Annotated in this window: 17 protein-coding genes and 1 pseudogene; 14 read left to right on the top strand and 4 right to left on the bottom strand. The window is 57.0% G+C overall.

The genetic code is table 11. The annotated features are described in order from the left end of the window. Window positions 1-85 precede the first annotated feature (85 nt). Window positions 86-484: a cupin domain-containing protein gene (locus ACMWKK_RS04150; protein WP_032643255.1), complete on the top strand. Its 399-nt coding sequence runs from the start codon at window positions 86-88 to the stop codon at window positions 482-484. Here ACMWKK_RS04150 and ACMWKK_RS04145 read toward each other — a convergent pair. Next, entirely contained in the window at window positions 481-780 is a 300-nt protein-coding gene (locus ACMWKK_RS04145) for a hypothetical protein (protein ID WP_406542750.1), read from the bottom strand. The genes ACMWKK_RS04150 and ACMWKK_RS04145 overlap by 4 nt on opposite strands. A 363-nt stretch (window positions 781-1143) precedes the next feature. On the opposite strand from ACMWKK_RS04145, the gene ACMWKK_RS04140 reads away from it, so the two are divergent. From ACMWKK_RS04140 to ACMWKK_RS04085, 12 genes and pseudogenes are all read left to right on the top strand, one after another. Beyond that, a complete protein-coding gene (locus tag ACMWKK_RS04140) occupies window positions 1144-1683 on the top strand; it encodes an AAA family ATPase (protein WP_112780167.1) in 540 nt (179 codons plus the stop codon). A gap of 110 nt (window positions 1684-1793) precedes the next feature. Further along, on the top strand, window positions 1794-2795 hold the full coding sequence (locus tag ACMWKK_RS04135; RefSeq protein WP_112780168.1) for an LLM class flavin-dependent oxidoreductase: 1002 nt from the start codon (window positions 1794-1796) through the stop codon (window positions 2793-2795). Further along, complete coding sequence (locus tag ACMWKK_RS04130) at window positions 2792-3913, top strand: amidohydrolase (protein ID WP_045326529.1); 1122 nt, start codon at window positions 2792-2794, stop codon at window positions 3911-3913. Before ACMWKK_RS04135 ends, ACMWKK_RS04130 begins: the two co-directional genes overlap by 4 nt. Window positions 3914-3929: 16 nt before the next feature. After that, window positions 3930-6193 (top strand): annotated as a pseudogene (locus ACMWKK_RS04125) (NtaA/DmoA family FMN-dependent monooxygenase). Between the two features lie 9 nt (window positions 6194-6202). Then, window positions 6203-6712, top strand: coding sequence for a GNAT family N-acetyltransferase (locus ACMWKK_RS04120; protein WP_045326525.1), 510 nt, complete (start codon window positions 6203-6205; stop codon window positions 6710-6712). A gap of 9 nt (window positions 6713-6721) precedes the next feature. Further along, complete coding sequence (locus ACMWKK_RS04115; protein ID WP_112780170.1) at window positions 6722-7648, top strand: amino acid ABC transporter permease; 927 nt, start codon at window positions 6722-6724, stop codon at window positions 7646-7648. Then, a complete protein-coding gene (locus ACMWKK_RS04110) occupies window positions 7632-8405 on the top strand; it encodes an amino acid ABC transporter ATP-binding protein (protein ID WP_112780171.1) in 774 nt (257 codons plus the stop codon). Before ACMWKK_RS04115 ends, ACMWKK_RS04110 begins: the two co-directional genes overlap by 17 nt. Window positions 8406-8414: 9 nt before the next feature. Continuing rightward, a complete protein-coding gene (locus tag ACMWKK_RS04105) occupies window positions 8415-9302 on the top strand; it encodes an ABC transporter substrate-binding protein (RefSeq protein WP_045326519.1) in 888 nt (295 codons plus the stop codon). Window positions 9303-9343: 41 nt separating this feature from the next. Beyond that, the gene (locus ACMWKK_RS04100) at window positions 9344-9961 is read left to right on the top strand and encodes a glutathione S-transferase family protein (protein WP_112780172.1); all 618 of its coding nucleotides are present in this window, start codon (window positions 9344-9346) and stop codon (window positions 9959-9961) included. A gap of 37 nt (window positions 9962-9998) precedes the next feature. After that, entirely contained in the window at window positions 9999-10229 is a 231-nt protein-coding gene (gene pptA, locus ACMWKK_RS04095; RefSeq protein ID WP_112780173.1) for a tautomerase PptA, read from the top strand. A gap of 190 nt (window positions 10230-10419) precedes the next feature. Next, on the top strand, window positions 10420-11421 hold the full coding sequence (locus tag ACMWKK_RS04090) for a Kdo(2)-lipid IV(A) acyltransferase (RefSeq protein WP_112780174.1): 1002 nt from the start codon (window positions 10420-10422) through the stop codon (window positions 11419-11421). 168 nt (window positions 11422-11589) lie between these two features. Beyond that, window positions 11590-12231 carry a helix-turn-helix domain-containing protein gene (locus ACMWKK_RS04085; protein ID WP_112780175.1) on the top strand — a complete coding sequence of 214 codons (642 nt, stop codon included), beginning with the start codon at window positions 11590-11592 and terminating at the stop codon, window positions 12229-12231. On the opposite strand, the gene ACMWKK_RS04080 is transcribed toward ACMWKK_RS04085, so the two are convergent. Beyond that, window positions 12224-12523, bottom strand: coding sequence for an ArsR/SmtB family transcription factor (locus ACMWKK_RS04080; protein WP_045326510.1), 300 nt, complete (start codon window positions 12521-12523; stop codon window positions 12224-12226). The two genes, ACMWKK_RS04085 and ACMWKK_RS04080, sit on opposite strands and share 8 nt — an antisense overlap. Before the next feature lie 160 nt (window positions 12524-12683). On the opposite strand from ACMWKK_RS04080, the gene fusA reads away from it, so the two are divergent. Continuing rightward, window positions 12684-14786, top strand: a complete 2103-nt coding sequence (fusA, locus tag ACMWKK_RS04075; protein ID WP_045326508.1) for an elongation factor G — start codon at window positions 12684-12686, stop codon at window positions 14784-14786. 55 nt (window positions 14787-14841) lie between these two features. Here fusA and ACMWKK_RS04070 read toward each other — a convergent pair whose 3' ends face one another. Both ACMWKK_RS04070 and ACMWKK_RS04065 read right to left on the bottom strand, forming a co-directional pair. Further along, entirely contained in the window at window positions 14842-15267 is a 426-nt protein-coding gene (locus ACMWKK_RS04070; protein WP_112780176.1) for a DUF3828 domain-containing protein, read from the bottom strand. Continuing rightward, window positions 15267-15629, bottom strand: a complete 363-nt coding sequence (locus ACMWKK_RS04065; RefSeq protein WP_045326505.1) for a hypothetical protein — start codon at window positions 15627-15629, stop codon at window positions 15267-15269. The genes ACMWKK_RS04070 and ACMWKK_RS04065 overlap by 1 nt, the downstream gene beginning before the upstream one ends. Window positions 15630-15685 lie beyond the last annotated feature (56 nt).

Below are 15685 nucleotides of genomic sequence, written 5' to 3'. Positions count from 1 at the left end.
GTCATGTGTTTTATCTGATTATGCACTCTAATGCGCCGGGCTGCTTTGCGCTACTGTTAAGGCAACAGTAAAAGAGGAGCATAAGATGAAAATTATCCGCAGCGGTTCATTACCTTCAGCAAAGGGGCCGGAAGCCTGGTTTACCGGCACCGTCCGCATAGATGCGCCATTTCAGGCAAGCGAACCCGCCAGCGTCGGCGGAGCAACCGTCACCTTCGAGCCCGGCGCGCGTACCGCATGGCATACGCATCCCCTGGGCCAAACGCTGATTGTGACGCAGGGTCGCGGCTGGTTACAGGAGTGGGGCAAAGCGGCGGAAATATTGAATCAGGGCGATATCGCCTGGATCCCACCCGGCGTAAAACACTGGCACGGCGCAAGCGCGCAAACGGCGATGACGCATATTGCCATCGCCGAATCCGTTAACGGCAGCCCGGTAACATGGCTGGAAAAAGTCACCGACGAACAGTACCCGAACGGCTAACCGCCAAAAACGACAATCGCCTGCGCAAGTTTATCCGGGAATAAATACACCGTCAGGCAGGAGAGTAATCCCGTCGCTGTAATACCCAGGTAGATTCGTTTATCGGTGCTGAGACATTTAAAGAGCGACAAAAACGAAAATAGTCCGCTCCGCACCAGTAATCCTTTATAAAAGCGGTAATGTTTCAACGGGTTATTACGCACTTTTTCATACAGTTTTTCACTGGCCGCGATCTCGTCCCGGGCGGGTATATTTCGCACGGAAATATACCCCGTCCTGGTCTCGCCCTGCTGCAACGGGAGTGTTACGCCTCATGAGTAACTCCATGATGATGTGCAAGAATAAAAAAACGTCCGGTAAATGCGCCGGTAAGATTAATGTGATTATTTTTTATAACTGTTTGATGCTTATTCTCTCTGAAATGATGACTGCCTGAAATACCCGGCGTTAATTATTTTCAATCCCTGATCGTTATTAAATGTAATAAAAATGAAAATATTTTCAGGGCCGTTTTTCGGCGGCGCTGCAAATAAATGACATAAGCCAAATTGAAAGGGGGAGATCGTCTCCCAGTAAAAATTGCCGAGCCGAAATAGCGTTTCGTTAACAGGATGAAAACGCTATGATTTGGTCAGTTTCGTTAACACAGTGGGGCAAAGGTGAAAATTAACGTCATCGGAACCAGCGGGAGCGGGAAAAGCACGCTGGCAAAGCAGATTGCAGCCGAACTGGCCATTCCCTATATCGAGATGGACAGACTCTACTGGCAAGCTGACTGGCAGGGAACCCCGGACGATGTGTTTCAGGCAAAGCTGGAGCAGGCGCTACAGGCGTCGCCTGACTGGGTGCTGGACGGTAACTACAACCGCACGCGGCCTGTCAAATGGCGCGATGTAGATGTGGTGATCTGGGTGGATTACGGGTTTGCCCGTACCCTCTGGCAGGCGGTCACCCGAGCAGTTAAGCGCGCCTGGCATAAGCACGAGCTCTGGCCGGATACGGGGAACAGGGAGAGTTTCCGGCGCGCGTTCCTTAGCAGAGGCTCCATTATCATCTGGACAATAAAGACCTGGCGAAACAACCGCACGCGTTATGCAGCCGATCTGCAAAACCCGCAATACAGACATATTCGCTTTGTGCGTATTACCCGCCGCGAGCAGGTGCAGACGCTGATTGCCTCCTTAAAGTCTTATTCTTAGCATGGTTTTATATATCTGATTTCCGGCAAACCAAATGTAAATTAATTGTTTCTCAGTGGTGAAATGCGCCTTTAATAATGTCGACATGTTAAGTCAAACGAGAACGCAACATGTCATGGCGAATCAGCATTCTGGATAAAAGCCCCATCGCTGAAAACGAAACGGCTGCCGATGCACTGGCGCGTACCCTTACGCTGGCGCAGCAGGCAGAAAATCTGGGCTATCATCGCTTCTGGATTGCCGAACACCACAACACCCCACACCTTGCCAGCCCTTCACCAGAGCTGCTGATTGCCTGGATCCTCGGGCAAACCACGCGGATTCGCGTTGGATCCGGCGGCGTGATGCTCCAGCACTATAGCCCTTATAAAGTCGCCGAGAATTTCAACGTGCTGGCCGCGCTGGCGCCCGGCCGCGTGGATCTCGGCGTCGGGAAAGCCCCCGGCGGCCTGCCGCTCTCAACCCGCGCGCTGCAGCAGGGGCTGAATCAAGAGGAAAAGGGCAGCTTCGCTGAACAGCTGGCCCAGCTCGATCGCTGGATCGGTCCTGAACATCTCTCAACTGAGGATGCCGTCCGCGCCACGCCGCTGCCGCCTTCGCCAGCAGAACGTTTTCTGCTGGGCGCGAGCACCGACAGCGCGCTGCTGGCCGCCAGGCTCGGCTGGCAATTTGTTTTTGCCGCGCACCTGAACGGTGACCCGGACCTGCTGCGCGAGGTGGTATCAACCTGGCGCAAGAGCAGCGAACGGGACGTGATCGTGGCGGTACAGGCGATTGTCGCACCGACGCAGGCCGAAGCGGAAGCCCTCGCGCAGAAGGTTGAAGTGTGGGGCGTTGAGCTGGCAAACGGCCAGCGCGTAACCGTCGCCAGCGAAGAACAGGCCTACGCGTTTGCGCGCCAGGCGGGGAGCGAGCCGGTGCGCATTGCGCGCCGCGCCCAGTCGCTGCTGGCGGGTACGGCAGAGTCGGTACTGGGACAGCTCAACGCGCTGCATCAGCAGTGGGGCATTGACGAATTTATCATCGACACGCCGGTAGCGGAGGGGGCAACGCGCGTCGCGTCGCTGCGTCTGCTTGCCGAGGCGCGTCTTCACAAGGAGGTTACGGTATGAGTTTTGGCGAACAGTTGATTGCCTGGCGCCGCGAGCTGCACCAGAACCCGGAGCTTTCCGGTCAGGAAGTAGAGACCACCACACGCCTGCGCCAGTGGCTGACCAATGCCGGTATTACCCCTCAGCCGTACGATCTGTCTACCGGACTGGTAGCGGAAATCGGTACGGGCGAAAGGCTGATTGCGCTGCGGGCCGATATTGATGCCCTGCCGATAGAGGAGCGCAGCGGCGTGCCGTTTAGCTCGCAGCGTGCAGGCGTGATGCACGCCTGCGGACACGATATCCACACCAGCGTGATCCTCGGCGCCGCGCTAAAGCTGAAAGAGCGGGAGGCCTCGCTTAATGGTCGGGTGCGGATCCTGTTTCAGCCTGCCGAAGAGAACTTTGGCGGCGCGAAGAGCATGGTGCGGGCCGGTGCCCTGCGTGACGTTAGCGCCATCTTCGGTATGCATAACGAACCCGGCCTGCCGGTCGGCGAGTTCGCCACCCGCGGCGGGCCGTTCTATGCCAACGTCGACCGCTTTGTGATCCGCATTACCGGCAAAGGGGCGCACGCCGCACGTCCGCACGAAGGCAACGACGCCATCGTGCTGGCGAGCCAGCTGGTGACGGCGCTGCAAAGCGTCGCCAGCCGCAACGTCAATACGCTGGATTCGGTGGTGCTGAGCGTGACGCGTATTGCAGGCGGTAACACCTGGAACGTGCTGCCGGAAAGCGTCGAGCTGGAAGGCACCCTGCGCACCCATCGCACGGAGGTGCAGCAAAACGTGAAGGCCCGCGTGGGCGAAATCGCGGCCGGGTTTGCCAGCGCCTTTAGCGCGCAGATCGATATCACCTGGTATGCGGGGCCTACCGCGCTGGTAAATGACGAGCGCTGGGCCGATTTCGCCACCTCGGTCGCCCGGGAAGCCGGGTATGAAACCCGTCACGCCGAGCTGCACATGGGCGGGGAAGATTTTGCGGTCTATCTGCAGCAGATCCCGGGGGCGTTTGTCAGCATCGGCAGCAACAGCCCGTATGGTTTACATCATCCGGCCTTCAACCCGGATGAAGCCTTAATTGAGCCCGCTGCCCGCTATTTTGCACAGCTTGCGGAAAAAGCCCTGCAACACGTTTAATTCTGGAGAGGTGAATATGTCTGCACATCGTCAACTGCGGCTGGGGACCATTTTGCATGGTGCATCCGGGAATATGTCCGCCTGGCGTCACCCTGAGGCCGTCGCCGATGCCAGCATCAACTTTGATTTCGTCAAAGCGACGGCGTTAAAGGCGGAAGAGGGCAAACTCGATTTCCTGTTCGTGGCCGACGGTCTTTATATTAACGAGAAATCGATCCCGCATTTTTTAAATCGCTTTGAGCCGCTAACGGTGCTGTCCGCGCTGGCCAGCATCACCTCGCGCCTGGGGCTGGTGGGAACCTTATCCACCTCCTACAGCGAGCCCTTCACCACGGCGCGCCAGTTTGCCAGCCTGGACCACCTGAGCAACGGACGCGCGGGCTGGAACGTGGTGACCTCCCCGCTGGAAGGATCGGCGAAGAACTTTTCCCGCGAAAAACACCCGGAGCACGCGCTGCGCTACCGCATTGCGGATGAATACCTCGACGTGGTGAAAGGGCTGTGGGACTCCTGGGAAGGCGATGCGTTTATCCGCAACAAGGAGAGCGGCCAGTTTTTTGACCCGGCCAAACTGCACGCGCTGAACCACCACGGTGATTTCTTCCAGGTCGCCGGGCCGCTGAATATTGGCCGCACGCCGCAGGGTCGCCCGATTGTCTTTCAGGCCGGCGCGTCGGATGACGGGAAAAAACTGGCGGCGAAACATGCCGACGCCATTTTCACCCACCACGAGACGCTCGACGAGGCAAAAGCCTTTTACCGGGACGTAAAACAGCAGCTGGAAACAAACGGTCGCCGCGCGTCGGATCTCCATATCTTTCAGGGCGTCAGCGTGATTGTGGGTAAAGACGCCGACGACGTGGAAAACCAGTATCAAACCACGGCGGCGCTGGTGTCGATTAACGATGCTCTCAACTACCTTGGGCGTTATTTTGAACATCACGATTTCAGCCAGTATCCGCTCGACGAGCCGTTCCCCGATATCGGCGACTTAGGCAAAAACAGCTTCCGCAGCACCACCGATGAGATCAAACGCAACGCCCGCGAGCGCAGCTTAACCCTGCGCCAGGTGGCGCTGGAAGCCGCTTCGCCGCGCCCGCGCTTTTCCGGTACGCCGGAAGAGGTCGCGGACGGCCTGCAGGCCTGGTTTGAAGGCTATGCCGCAGACGGCTTCATCATTCAGGGCGGTACGCCGGACACCTTCCCGCGCTTTGTTGACCAGGTGGTACCCATTCTTCAGGCCCGCGGCCTGTTCCGTACCGACTATCCGGGCACCACGCTGCGCGAAAGCCTTGGCTTAGACCAACCGAAAAACCAGTACACACAACAATAAAAGAGAACACCGCTATGCAGAAATCATCGCTTATTCTGGCGCTCGCGCTGGCCATTACCCCTGCCGTCTGGGCAGCGAATGTGAATATTAACGGCACCGGCGTGAGCATCGAGGCCAATAAAACGCCGATCAACACCGCCAAAAACGGCGATGCGGTCGCGCAGTTACCGAAGGATTATCGCTTTGCCGTGCCGGGGAAATTTACCGTGGCGGTGGCCGCGCTGAACTCGCCGCCGCTGACGGTCTTCTCGGACGACAACAAAACGCTGCTGGGAAGTGAAGTGGACGTCGCACGCCTGGTGGCGGACAGCCTCGGGCTGGAGCTGAACGTGGTGCCCACCTCCTGGGAAGACTGGCCGCTGGGCGTGGCGTCCGGAAAATACGATGCGGCCATCAGCAACATCACCGTCACCAAAGAGCGTAAAGAGAAGTTTGACTTTGCGACCTACCGTAAGGACTCCCTCGGCTTCTACGTGAAATCCACCAGCCCGATTACGTCCATTGAGAAAGCTGAGGACATTGCCGGGCTGCGGATTATCGTTGGCTCCGGCACTAACCAGGAGGCCATCCTGCTGGCCTGGAACGCCGAGAATCTGAAGAAGGGGCTGAAGCCCTTTACCCCGATCTACACCAAAGACGATGCGGCACAAACCCTGGCGCTGCAGTCCGGGCGCGCGGATGCCTACTTCGGTCCGAACGTGATTGGTGCCTGGAAAGCGGCGCTGAACGGGAAAACCAAGCTGGTGGGCAGCGTAGACGGCGGCTGGCCGAAGGCGGCGCACATTGCGGTGACGCTGAAAAAAGGCAGCGGCCTGGTTGAGCCGGTGCAAACCGCGCTGAACGGCGTCATCAAAAACGGTGATTACGACAAAGTGCTGAACCGCTGGGGGGAAGGAGTGGAGCGCATTCCTCAGTCAGAAGTGAACCCGGCGGGCCTGGGTGATTAAGGAGGCGTGATGAGCGAACGATTTCGTGATGTTTCACCGGAAGATGCCGAACTTCAGCCCATTATCGAGGGGCTGTTCGGAGAATATGCCGCCCGTTACGGGGACTACTTCTCCAAAGATGCTGAGGTAGAACTCACCGAGTGGTATTTAGCGCCGCAGGGGCTGTTTATCGTCCTGGAGCGGGACGGAAAAATTATCGCCACCGGCGCGTACAAGCCTTTCGACGAACGCACCGCGGAAATCAAACGTATCTGGACGGACAAAACCCTGCGTCAGCAGGGGCTTGCCGGACGCGTGGTGCAGGAGCTGGAGCGCAGGGCGGTGCTGGCAGGGTATAGCCACATCTACCTGACAACCGGTTTTCGCCAGCCGGAAGCGGTCAGGCTCTATCTCAGCCAGGGCTATCAGCCGCAGTTCGATCTCAATCGGGATCCGGAAGAGTACAGCCAGCCACCGTTTGACGGTCGGCTGCGCTTCACTAAAACGCTGGTACGCGAAGCGTTCAGTAAAACCGCATGAGGAACGACGATGAGCAACGTTGAAACCATTAAGGTGGTCCCGGCGCGTTATCCGCTGCGGGCCGTCGGCGCCGCGGTGGCGCTGTTTGTCCTGGCTGTCGTGATTCAGTCCGTGGCCTTTAATCCGCGCTGGGAGTGGGCGGTGTTTGCCCGCTGGTTCTTTGACCCGGTGATTCTCGAAGGTGTTGGGCAGACCCTGCTGCTGACGCTGATCGGTACTGCGCTCAGCGTGGTGATTGGCGGCATGCTGGCCCTGGCGAGGCTCTCATCATCCTGGCTGCTGAGCAGCCTGGCGTGGGCGTACATCTGGCTGTTTCGGTCGCTGCCGCTGATCGTGGTGCTGATAATCCTCTACAACTTCTCCTATCTCTACGACACCCTCTCGCTCGGGGTGCCGTTCACCGGCATCACCTGGGGCCGCTTCGAAACCATCAACGTGTTCGGGCAGTTTTCTACCGCCGTGGTGGGGCTCACCCTGGTGCAGAGCGCCTATACCGCCGAAATCATTCGCGGCGGATTCCTCGGGGTCGATCACGGACAGTATGAGGCCGCCGCCGCGCTCGGCCTGCCGGCCTGGCGCCGCACGGTGCGCATCATTTTACCGCAGGCGCTACGTACCATTCTGCCTTCCGGTTTCAATGAAATCATCAGCCTCGCCAAGGGCACGGCGATGGTGTACGTCCTGGCGATGCCGGAGCTGTTCTATACCATCCAGATGATTTACAACCGCACGCAGGAGGTGATCCCGCTGCTGATGGTGGGCGCGGCCTGGTATCTGGTCATCACCACCGTCTTATCCGCTATTCAATATGGCGTTGAACGCGCGCTTGCCCGCAGCGAACGCCGATCTGCCGTTAATCAGAACCGGGCCACCCGTCGCACCCGTTCTGTCGCGACCACGCCAGCACAGGAGCCTATCCATGCAAGCCTCTCCTGAAGGACATATCTCAATAACCGGCGTCAGCAAGTATTTTGGCCGACACAAGGCGCTCGACAACGTTTCGCTTGAGATCCCGCCGGGATCCGTGACGGTGATCCTCGGCCCGTCCGGGTCGGGCAAATCGACGCTGCTGCGCACCATCAACCATCTGGAGCGCGTGGACGAAGGCTTCATTCAGATCGACGGGGATTACATTGGCTACCGTCGTCAGGGAGACAGGCTCTACGAGCTGAAGGAGAAAGAGATCCTCAAGCAGCGCGTTAACGTGGGCTATGTGTTTCAGAACTTCAATCTCTTTCCGCACCTCACGGTGCTGGAAAACCTGATTGAGGCGCCCATCGCGCATAAAAAGCTCAGCAAAAAAGAGGCGGTCGGAAGGGCGTACAGCCTGCTGGATGTGGTCGGGCTGCGGGATAAAGCCGATGCCTGGTCTCGCCATCTCTCCGGTGGGCAGCAGCAGCGCATTGCCATTGCCCGCGCGCTGGCGCTGCGTCCTCGCGTGATGCTGTTTGATGAACCCACCTCGGCGCTGGATCCGGAGCTGGTGGGGGAAGTGCTGGACGTCATTAAAAAACTGGCCAGGTCCGGCACCACGCTGGTGGTGGTCACTCACGAGATCGGCTTTGCCCGGGAGGTAGCGGATCAGGTGGTATTTATGGTCGACGGGAAAATTGTGGAGCAGGGCAGCAGCGACGCGGTGTTAAACCGTCCGTCGCACGCGCGAACGCGCCAGTTCCTGTCAAAAGTGCTGTAAGGAGCGCAGATGAAATATGGACTTCTGGCAGGGCTGCTTTTTACCACCGCGAGCCATGCCAGCATCGATCTCAACGCCAACGAGCAGCCGCTGCCGGTGACGGTGGATCGCCAGGCCGTGGCGAAGATCCCCGCCAGTTACAAATTTGTTGAGCCGGGAACGCTGACGGTCGCCATCTCGATGCTTAACTCCCCGCCGCTGGCGCTGCTGGCCAGCGATAACCGCACGCGGATTGGCAGCGACCCGGATATCGCCCGCCTGCTGGCGGGCAGTCTGGGGCTGAAGCTAAAGCTGGTGCCGACGGCGTGGGAAGACTGGCCGCTGGGGATCGCCTCCGGGCGCTACGACGTGGCGCTGGTGAACATTGCGGTGACCGAACAGCGAAAAGAGAAGTTTGATTTTGCGACCTACCGCGTCGATTCGCTGGCGTTTTCGGTGAAATCCTCCAGCGAGATCCAGTCAATCACGAGCGCGGAAGATCTGGCCGGGAAAAAGGTGATCGTCGGCTCGGGGACCAATCAGGAGCGCATCCTGCTGGGCTGGAACGAAGAGAACAAAAAGGCGGGGCGGGCACCTGCGCTGCCTGTATATCTTCACGATGATGCTTCGGGCAATCTCTATATCCAGTCCGGCAGGGCAGACGTGTTCTTTGGTCCTCAGTCGGTTTCAGCCTACAAGGCGGCGCTCACCGGCACGACCCGCGTGGTTGGCTTAGGGCCGAAAAAAGCCTTTGTCGCGACCACCACAAAAAAAGGCAACGAGCTGGTCTACGCCCTGCAGGCCGCGCTTAACGGTGCGATTAAGCGCGGAGAGTACCAGAAGGTGCTGGCGCGCTGGGGTGAACAGGGGGAAGGGGTGGAACAGTCGGAGGTCAACCCGCCTGGGATAACCTACTAATGGTGCTCTACACTTAGGGTTTTCATCCCGCAGGGGGCAACATGATTAAACTCTATGGCGTACCCGGCTGGGGCTCGGCGATCGGTGAAGTGATGCTGACCCTGGCCGATATCCCTTATCAATTCATCAATGTGGACGGGTTTGACCAGCCCGGTCCACAGCGTGAGCTGCTGCAAAAGCTTAACCCACTGTGTCAGGTCCCCACGCTGGAGCTGGAAAATGGTGCCATCATGACCGAAACGGCGGCAATCGCCCTGATGGTGCTCGACAGATGTCCCGATCTCGCCCCGCCCGTGGGGCAGGGTGAACGCCAGCAGTTTCAGCGTTTGCTGATCTGGTTTGTAGCCAACGTCTATCCCACGTTTACCTATGCGGACTATCCCGAACGCTGGGTGCCGGATGCGCCGGAACAGCTGCAGAAAAACTGCATCGAATACCGGAAATCGCTCTATCTATGGTTCGAAAGCCAGCTCAGGGCGGCCCCGTTTGCGCTGGGGGATAGGCTGACGCTGCTGGATGTATATATTGCGGTAGCGCGCACCTGGGGGCCGCGCCATGACTGGTTTGCGACAAATACGCCGAGGTTTACGGCTATTGCGGACACCGTCTGCCAGCTGCCGGAACTGCACAAGGTGTTAAAGGCCAACGGTATTATCTGATAACGTGGAACTCTTATTCACAAACGGAAGCCTGCACATGCCACACGTCGATATTAAATGTTTTCCCCGTGATTTGAACGATGAACAAAAAACGGCCCTGGCGGCGGATATTGCCGGGGTCATTATTCGTCATCTCAACAGTAAAGACAGCTCAATATCCGTTGCGCTGAATCAGGTGGATCCTGAGGAGTGGAAGGCGCAGGTCTGGGACACCGAAATAGGACCGAAGCTGGACGAGTTAATTAAAAAACCAGGCTATTCAATGTAAGCGCGTATGCCGGGGCGATCGCCTCTCCCCGGTTTTTCCCTTCTTGTTTTCCCGCTTTTCGCAAAAATCGATAAAAAAATATTTTATTTTATCCGCTACACTTTACGTTTATGGCTATATTTCATACCTCTTTAGGAAAGATGTTCAACAGAATCAGTTAAGGACAGATACGTTAAAGGATAATTTTCTGATGACAAAATTACCCCGTTTTTCACCCGCCTTTCTTCACCCGCGTTACTGGCTCAGCTGGGTCGGCATTGCCACGCTGTGGCTGATTATGCTCCTGCCTTATCCGCTGCTGTTCCGTATCGGCCACGGGCTTGGACGGCTGGCGATGCGCCTGCTTCCCCGCCGCGTCGCGATTGCCCGCCGCAACCTCGAGCTATGCTTTCCCGAGATGGATGCCAACGAGCGTGAGGCGTTGCTGCAGCGTAATTTTGAATCGGTAGGAATGGGGGTGATCGAAACCGGAATGGCATGGTTCTGGCCTGCATGGCGGGTGCGGAAATGCTTTACCGTGACGGGTTATGAGCACATGGAAAAGGCGCGGGCGAAAGGCAATGGCGTGGTGCTCGTTGGTATGCACTTTCTCACCCTTGAGCTGGGCGCACGGATCTTTGGCATGCTGAACCCCGGCATTGGGGTGTATCGTCCTAACAATAACGCGCTGTTGGACTGGCTGCAGACGCGCGGGCGCCTGCGCTCCAATAAAACCATGCTCGATCGTCATGATTTAAAGGGCATGATCCGCTCGCTGAAGCAGAATGAGATTTTGTGGTACGCCCCGGACCATGACTATGGCAAAACCAATAGCGTCTTTGTGCCGTTTTTTGCGGTGCCGAATGCGGCCACGACCGCGGGAAGCTATATGCTGGTCAAAAGCGCTAAGCCTGCCGTGATCCCCTTTGTGCCGCGCCGCAGGGCGGATGGCACCGGCTACGAGCTGATTATTCTGGAGGATATTAGCGAGGCGCTGCAGGGAGGAGATAAAGAAACCGTTGCGACGCAGATGAACAGGGCGATTGAGCAAGCGGTACGGATGGCGCCAGAACAGTATATGTGGCTGCACCGGCGCTTCAAAACGCGTCCTGAAGGCGTACCTGACCGATATGCCCGTCCGAAACAGGCGGCAACACGGGATGACATTCTCTCCGCCGGCGATTTATCTGACCGCTCAGGCATACAGCACTAAACCTTAGTTTCGCCGCGCCGCTGATGGGCTGGCTGATGGCGCACCGATCGGAAACGTAAGGATACTGAATCGCAACGACATTTTCAGGATGTCGCTGCGGTTCAGTGCTTTATAAAACTCACCGCGCTGTATAGAATTGCCGCATCCACAGCGACGGGATACCACACGATGACCGCGAGAGTTGATTATCAGATTGAAAAATACCTCCTTACCGAAGCCGCCGAACCGGCGCGCCTGACGCGCCAGTGGGCAGAGGTCATGGAGGAGTGTCGTGAGCAACAATCCGGCGCAGAGGAGCGGCTGCGTCTCGCGTTGCTTAATGTGGATTATGTCACCAGCTTCGAGCTGCCCTTCAGGCTGCTCCTCACCCGTGCGCCGCAGCTGATTGACGTTGTCAGAAAAGAGCTGCCGCTCAGCCAGAAAAACGTTCTGTTTAACGGCAAGCGCTTTGGCTGCGTTTATAGCCTTAAACAGGATCTGGCCGGAATACCTGACGAGTTTACCTACCAGCTGAAAACGCGTATCCAGCGCAGTGACGCAACGGGATGTAATGAAGTCCCTTACAGGCAAATTGCCCAGCAGGTAAAAGCGCCAAAGGAACGCCTCAGGCTGGCTCTGGAAAGCGGGCTGTCCGTGACGGCACTCGACGGGCTTTTCTGGTTTGGCATTCAGCGCATCGCGGCGGATGTGCAAAGGTTACGTAAAACAGGGATGCGGATTGTGACCTCCAACGCCGAGGTGTTCGATACGCTGACCAAAACAACCCGGCAAATCCCTGTCTATCGCCTGGAAGGAATGGACATTACTTAACCTGCAGCAGGATCGCCATCAGCCCTGGAAAACGGGCATCCAGATCGTCTCTTCGCAATGAAATCATGTTTTCGCGTCCCTGCGGGCGCTGCCAGATGACCCCGCTGTCGCGCAGTACGCGCCAGTGATGGGTCATGGTGGACTTCACCACATCTTCCGGACGCAGCGCGTTGCAGCTCAGTTCCTCGCCATCGGCGAGCCGGCGAACGATCGACAGCCGCAGCGGGTTGCCGAGTGCAAACAGCACATTTTCCAGCAGTATTTGTTCAGTTTCAGGGTGGTTTGGGATCATCGTTTTCCTGCGTATGTCGTCGGATTGAGCTATATCAACAATAGGTCAATACTCAAAAAATAGTTCGATAATACTCGTACAATAGGACTATTATAGCAAACGAACGAATGCACGACCATCCTGGTCGTCACAGACAAGTCATAAGACTTAAGGAAATATCATGCCCCGACCCATCCCTCTCGAACGTTATCGCAACATCGGTATCTCCGCGCATATCGATGCCGGTAAAACCACCACCACTGAGCGCATCCTTTTTTATACCGGGATGAGCCACAAGCTGGGTGAAGTACACGATGGCGCGGCAACCACTGACTGGATGGCGCAGGAGCAAGAGCGCGGGATCACGATTACCTCCGCGGCGGTGAGCTGCTTCTGGCCAGGTATGGACAGAGGGTTTGAACCTCACCGGATCAACATCATCGACACCCCGGGGCACGTGGACTTCACCATTGAGGTTGAACGTTCCATGCGCGTTCTCGACGGTGCCGTAATGGTATATGACTCCGTGGGCGGCGTGCAGCCGCAGTCGGAGACCGTCTGGCGTCAGGCCAATAAATACCACGTTCCGCGGCTGGCCTTCGTCAACAAAATGGACCGTCCGGGTGCCGATTTCTTCCGCGTGGTGCGGATGATGCAGGAGCGCCTGAAGGCCAACCCGGTGCCGATTGTCATCCCGGTTGGCGCGGAAGAACACTTCACCGGCGTGGTGGATCTGATCAAGATGCGCACCATTTTGTGGGACGACGCGACTCAGGGCATGGTGTTTACCTATGCGCCCGTGCCGGATGATTTAGTGAGCACCGCCCGGGAATGGCGGGAAAAAATGGTCTCTGCGGCGGCGGAAGCCAGCGACGATCTGATGGATAAGTACCTGGAAACCGGCGACCTGACGGAAGCGGAAATTATCAAAGGGCTGCGTATTCGCACCATTTCTGGCGAAATCCAGCCGATGCTGTGCGGCAGCGCGTTCAAAAACAAGGGCGTGCAGCGCATGCTGGATGCGGTGATTGAGCTCATGCCGTCGCCGCTGGACGTGCCGGCCATTGACGGTGTGGATGAAAAAGGGCAGCACGCGGAGCGTCACCCAAGCGATGATGAGCCGTTCTCCGCCCTGGCGTTCAAGCTGATGAGCGACCCGTACGTCGGGCAGCTAACCTTTATCCGCGTCTACTCCGGCGTGCTGCGCAAAGGCGACGCGGTGTATAACCCGGTAAAAGGGAAGAAAGAGCGTATCGGGCGTATCGTGCTGATGCATGCCAACGATCGTCACGAGGTGGATGAACTGCGCGCCGGGGATATCGCGGCCTGCGTCGGTCTGAAAGACGTGACCACCGGTGACACGCTCACCGACCCGAACGCGGTGATCACGCTTGAACGGATGGAGTTCCCGGACCCGGTGATCTCGCTGGCAATCGAGCCGAAAACCAAAGGCGATCAGGAGAAAATGGGCATCGCGCTGCAGCGCCTGGCGGCGGAAGACCCGTCGTTCCGCCTGCACACTGACGAGGAGTCCGGCCAGACCATTATCTCCGGGATGGGTGAGCTACATCTGGAGATTATTGTCGACCGCATGAAGCGTGAGTTTGGCGTGGAGGCGAACATCGGTCGTCCGCAGGTGACCTACCGAGAAACCCTGCGTAAAACGGTGAAGGATATCGAAGGCAAGTTTGTTCGTCAGTCCGGCGGTAAAGGACAGTACGGCCATGTGGTGCTGAGCCTGGAGCCGCTTGAGCCCGGAAGTGGTTTTAAATTTGAAGATGCCACTAAGGGCGGCGTGGTGCCGCGCGAGTATATTCCGTCCGTTGAGAAAGGGCTGCGGGAAGCGATGAACAGCGGGGTGCTGGCGGGCTATCCGGTGGTTGACGTTAAAGCAACGCTGACGTTTGGTTCGTACCACGACGTCGACTCCTCGGAGATGGCGTTCCGCATGGCGGCAATCCTCGGCTTCAAAGAGGGCGCGCGCAGGGCAGATCCGGTGATTCTTGAGCCGATCATGCACGTGGAGGTGGAAACGCCGGAAGAGTACGCCGGGAACATCATGGGCGATCTCTCTTCTCGTCGCGGCATGGTGCAGGGAATGGAGGAGCAGTACGGCAGCCAGATTATCCGCGCTGACGTGCCGCTGGCCGAGATGTTTGGCTACGCCACAACGCTGCGCTCGATGTCCCAGGGGCGCGCTACGTATACGATGGAGTTCCACCATTTTGCGGAAGCCCCGCGAAATGTTGCGGATGAGATTATTTCGAAGCGCGCGAAGAGTTAATGAAGTGCACATGGTAGCCTCTGGGCTACCATGTGTTTTTTGGCATATCATCCTTTTACTTAATTAGCGTTGCGGATCGAATTTTCCATTTCCCTTTTTCCTGAATGAGGCAATCTGCCACAACGTGATCTTGTTTTTTGCCAAACGCGATATACACATTTGTGCAAACCGCATCAAAGTCAGAATTCAAGACCGCGATCTGAGCCCAGTCTTCGTCCCAATCCTGAGATTTGATGAACATATCCGCATCGGGCATATCTTTTTCGTTACTGTCTCCAGAATACATTTCCTTAATTGCAGCAATTGTTCCCGAGGCAACGTAATCTTTCATGATGTCGGGGTTTAATACTGGCGGTTTATTCTGATTTAACTGTGCGATATACCATTGATTAAATTTGAGTGCCACCTGGCCTGGTGCAGAGCTGCTATGCGCGACCGCGTAAGGAAACAGAGCGAAAAGAACGAAGCAGAGTATTTTCATTAGTCATGCCTGAACAGTTCGTAATGAGGATGTATGTTTCGGTAGGCTTGCCCTGGATACAGGGTGCGTTGTACAAAATCGCTGATCCATTGCTGACCGTCGTAGATGCAAACGTGCCCGCTATCGTGACCCACAATATTTTGTATAACGGCAACGTCACCGGCATGGGGTTGATCATATACCAGGCGGAAACCAGCGTTAACCAATGTTCGTCCCATATCTTTTGCCAGACGAGTATTAGGGATCTTTAATCTCCCACCGGTTCTGATCGCTTCGGTGACGTAGTGAGCACAATACCCCGTACTCTTCGGTTGAGCATGTGTTTTGGCATACGAGATTGCGCCATTTTTATTCCATGTCATTGATATTTCCTTAAGGCGAGATTGCTAATACAGCAACTCCGGAAATATCCTCCGTT

This window comes from Enterobacter sp. 01-M-03-SI-ECC (genome assembly GCF_047530215.1).
GTDB lineage: Bacteria > Pseudomonadota > Gammaproteobacteria > Enterobacterales > Enterobacteriaceae > Enterobacter > Enterobacter chengduensis.
Note: the sequence above shows the minus strand (reverse complement) of the source record. Positions and strands in the feature narration are given on the sequence as shown.

Coding starts and splice junctions, on each gene's coding strand:
- ACMWKK_RS04105 (WP_045326519.1), top strand. CDS start 8,415: ATGAAATATGGACTTCTGGCAGGGCTGCTTTTTACCACCGCGAGCCAT.
- fusA (WP_045326508.1), top strand. CDS start 12,684: ATGCCCCGACCCATCCCTCTCGAACGTTATCGCAACATCGGTATCTCC.
- ACMWKK_RS04100 (WP_112780172.1), top strand. CDS start 9,344: ATGATTAAACTCTATGGCGTACCCGGCTGGGGCTCGGCGATCGGTGAA.
- ACMWKK_RS04135 (WP_112780168.1), top strand. CDS start 1,794: ATGTCATGGCGAATCAGCATTCTGGATAAAAGCCCCATCGCTGAAAAC.
- ACMWKK_RS04065 (WP_045326505.1), bottom strand. CDS start 15,629: ATGACATGGAATAAAAATGGCGCAATCTCGTATGCCAAAACACATGCT.
- pptA (WP_112780173.1), top strand. CDS start 9,999: ATGCCACACGTCGATATTAAATGTTTTCCCCGTGATTTGAACGATGAA.
- ACMWKK_RS04090 (WP_112780174.1), top strand. CDS start 10,420: ATGACAAAATTACCCCGTTTTTCACCCGCCTTTCTTCACCCGCGTTAC.
- ACMWKK_RS04110 (WP_112780171.1), top strand. CDS start 7,632: ATGCAAGCCTCTCCTGAAGGACATATCTCAATAACCGGCGTCAGCAAG.
- ACMWKK_RS04150 (WP_032643255.1), top strand. CDS start 86: ATGAAAATTATCCGCAGCGGTTCATTACCTTCAGCAAAGGGGCCGGAA.
- ACMWKK_RS04080 (WP_045326510.1), bottom strand. CDS start 12,523: ATGATCCCAAACCACCCTGAAACTGAACAAATACTGCTGGAAAATGTG.
- ACMWKK_RS04130 (WP_045326529.1), top strand. CDS start 2,792: ATGAGTTTTGGCGAACAGTTGATTGCCTGGCGCCGCGAGCTGCACCAG.
- ACMWKK_RS04070 (WP_112780176.1), bottom strand. CDS start 15,267: ATGAAAATACTCTGCTTCGTTCTTTTCGCTCTGTTTCCTTACGCGGTC.
- ACMWKK_RS04120 (WP_045326525.1), top strand. CDS start 6,203: ATGAGCGAACGATTTCGTGATGTTTCACCGGAAGATGCCGAACTTCAG.
- ACMWKK_RS04115 (WP_112780170.1), top strand. CDS start 6,722: ATGAGCAACGTTGAAACCATTAAGGTGGTCCCGGCGCGTTATCCGCTG.
- ACMWKK_RS04085 (WP_112780175.1), top strand. CDS start 11,590: ATGACCGCGAGAGTTGATTATCAGATTGAAAAATACCTCCTTACCGAA.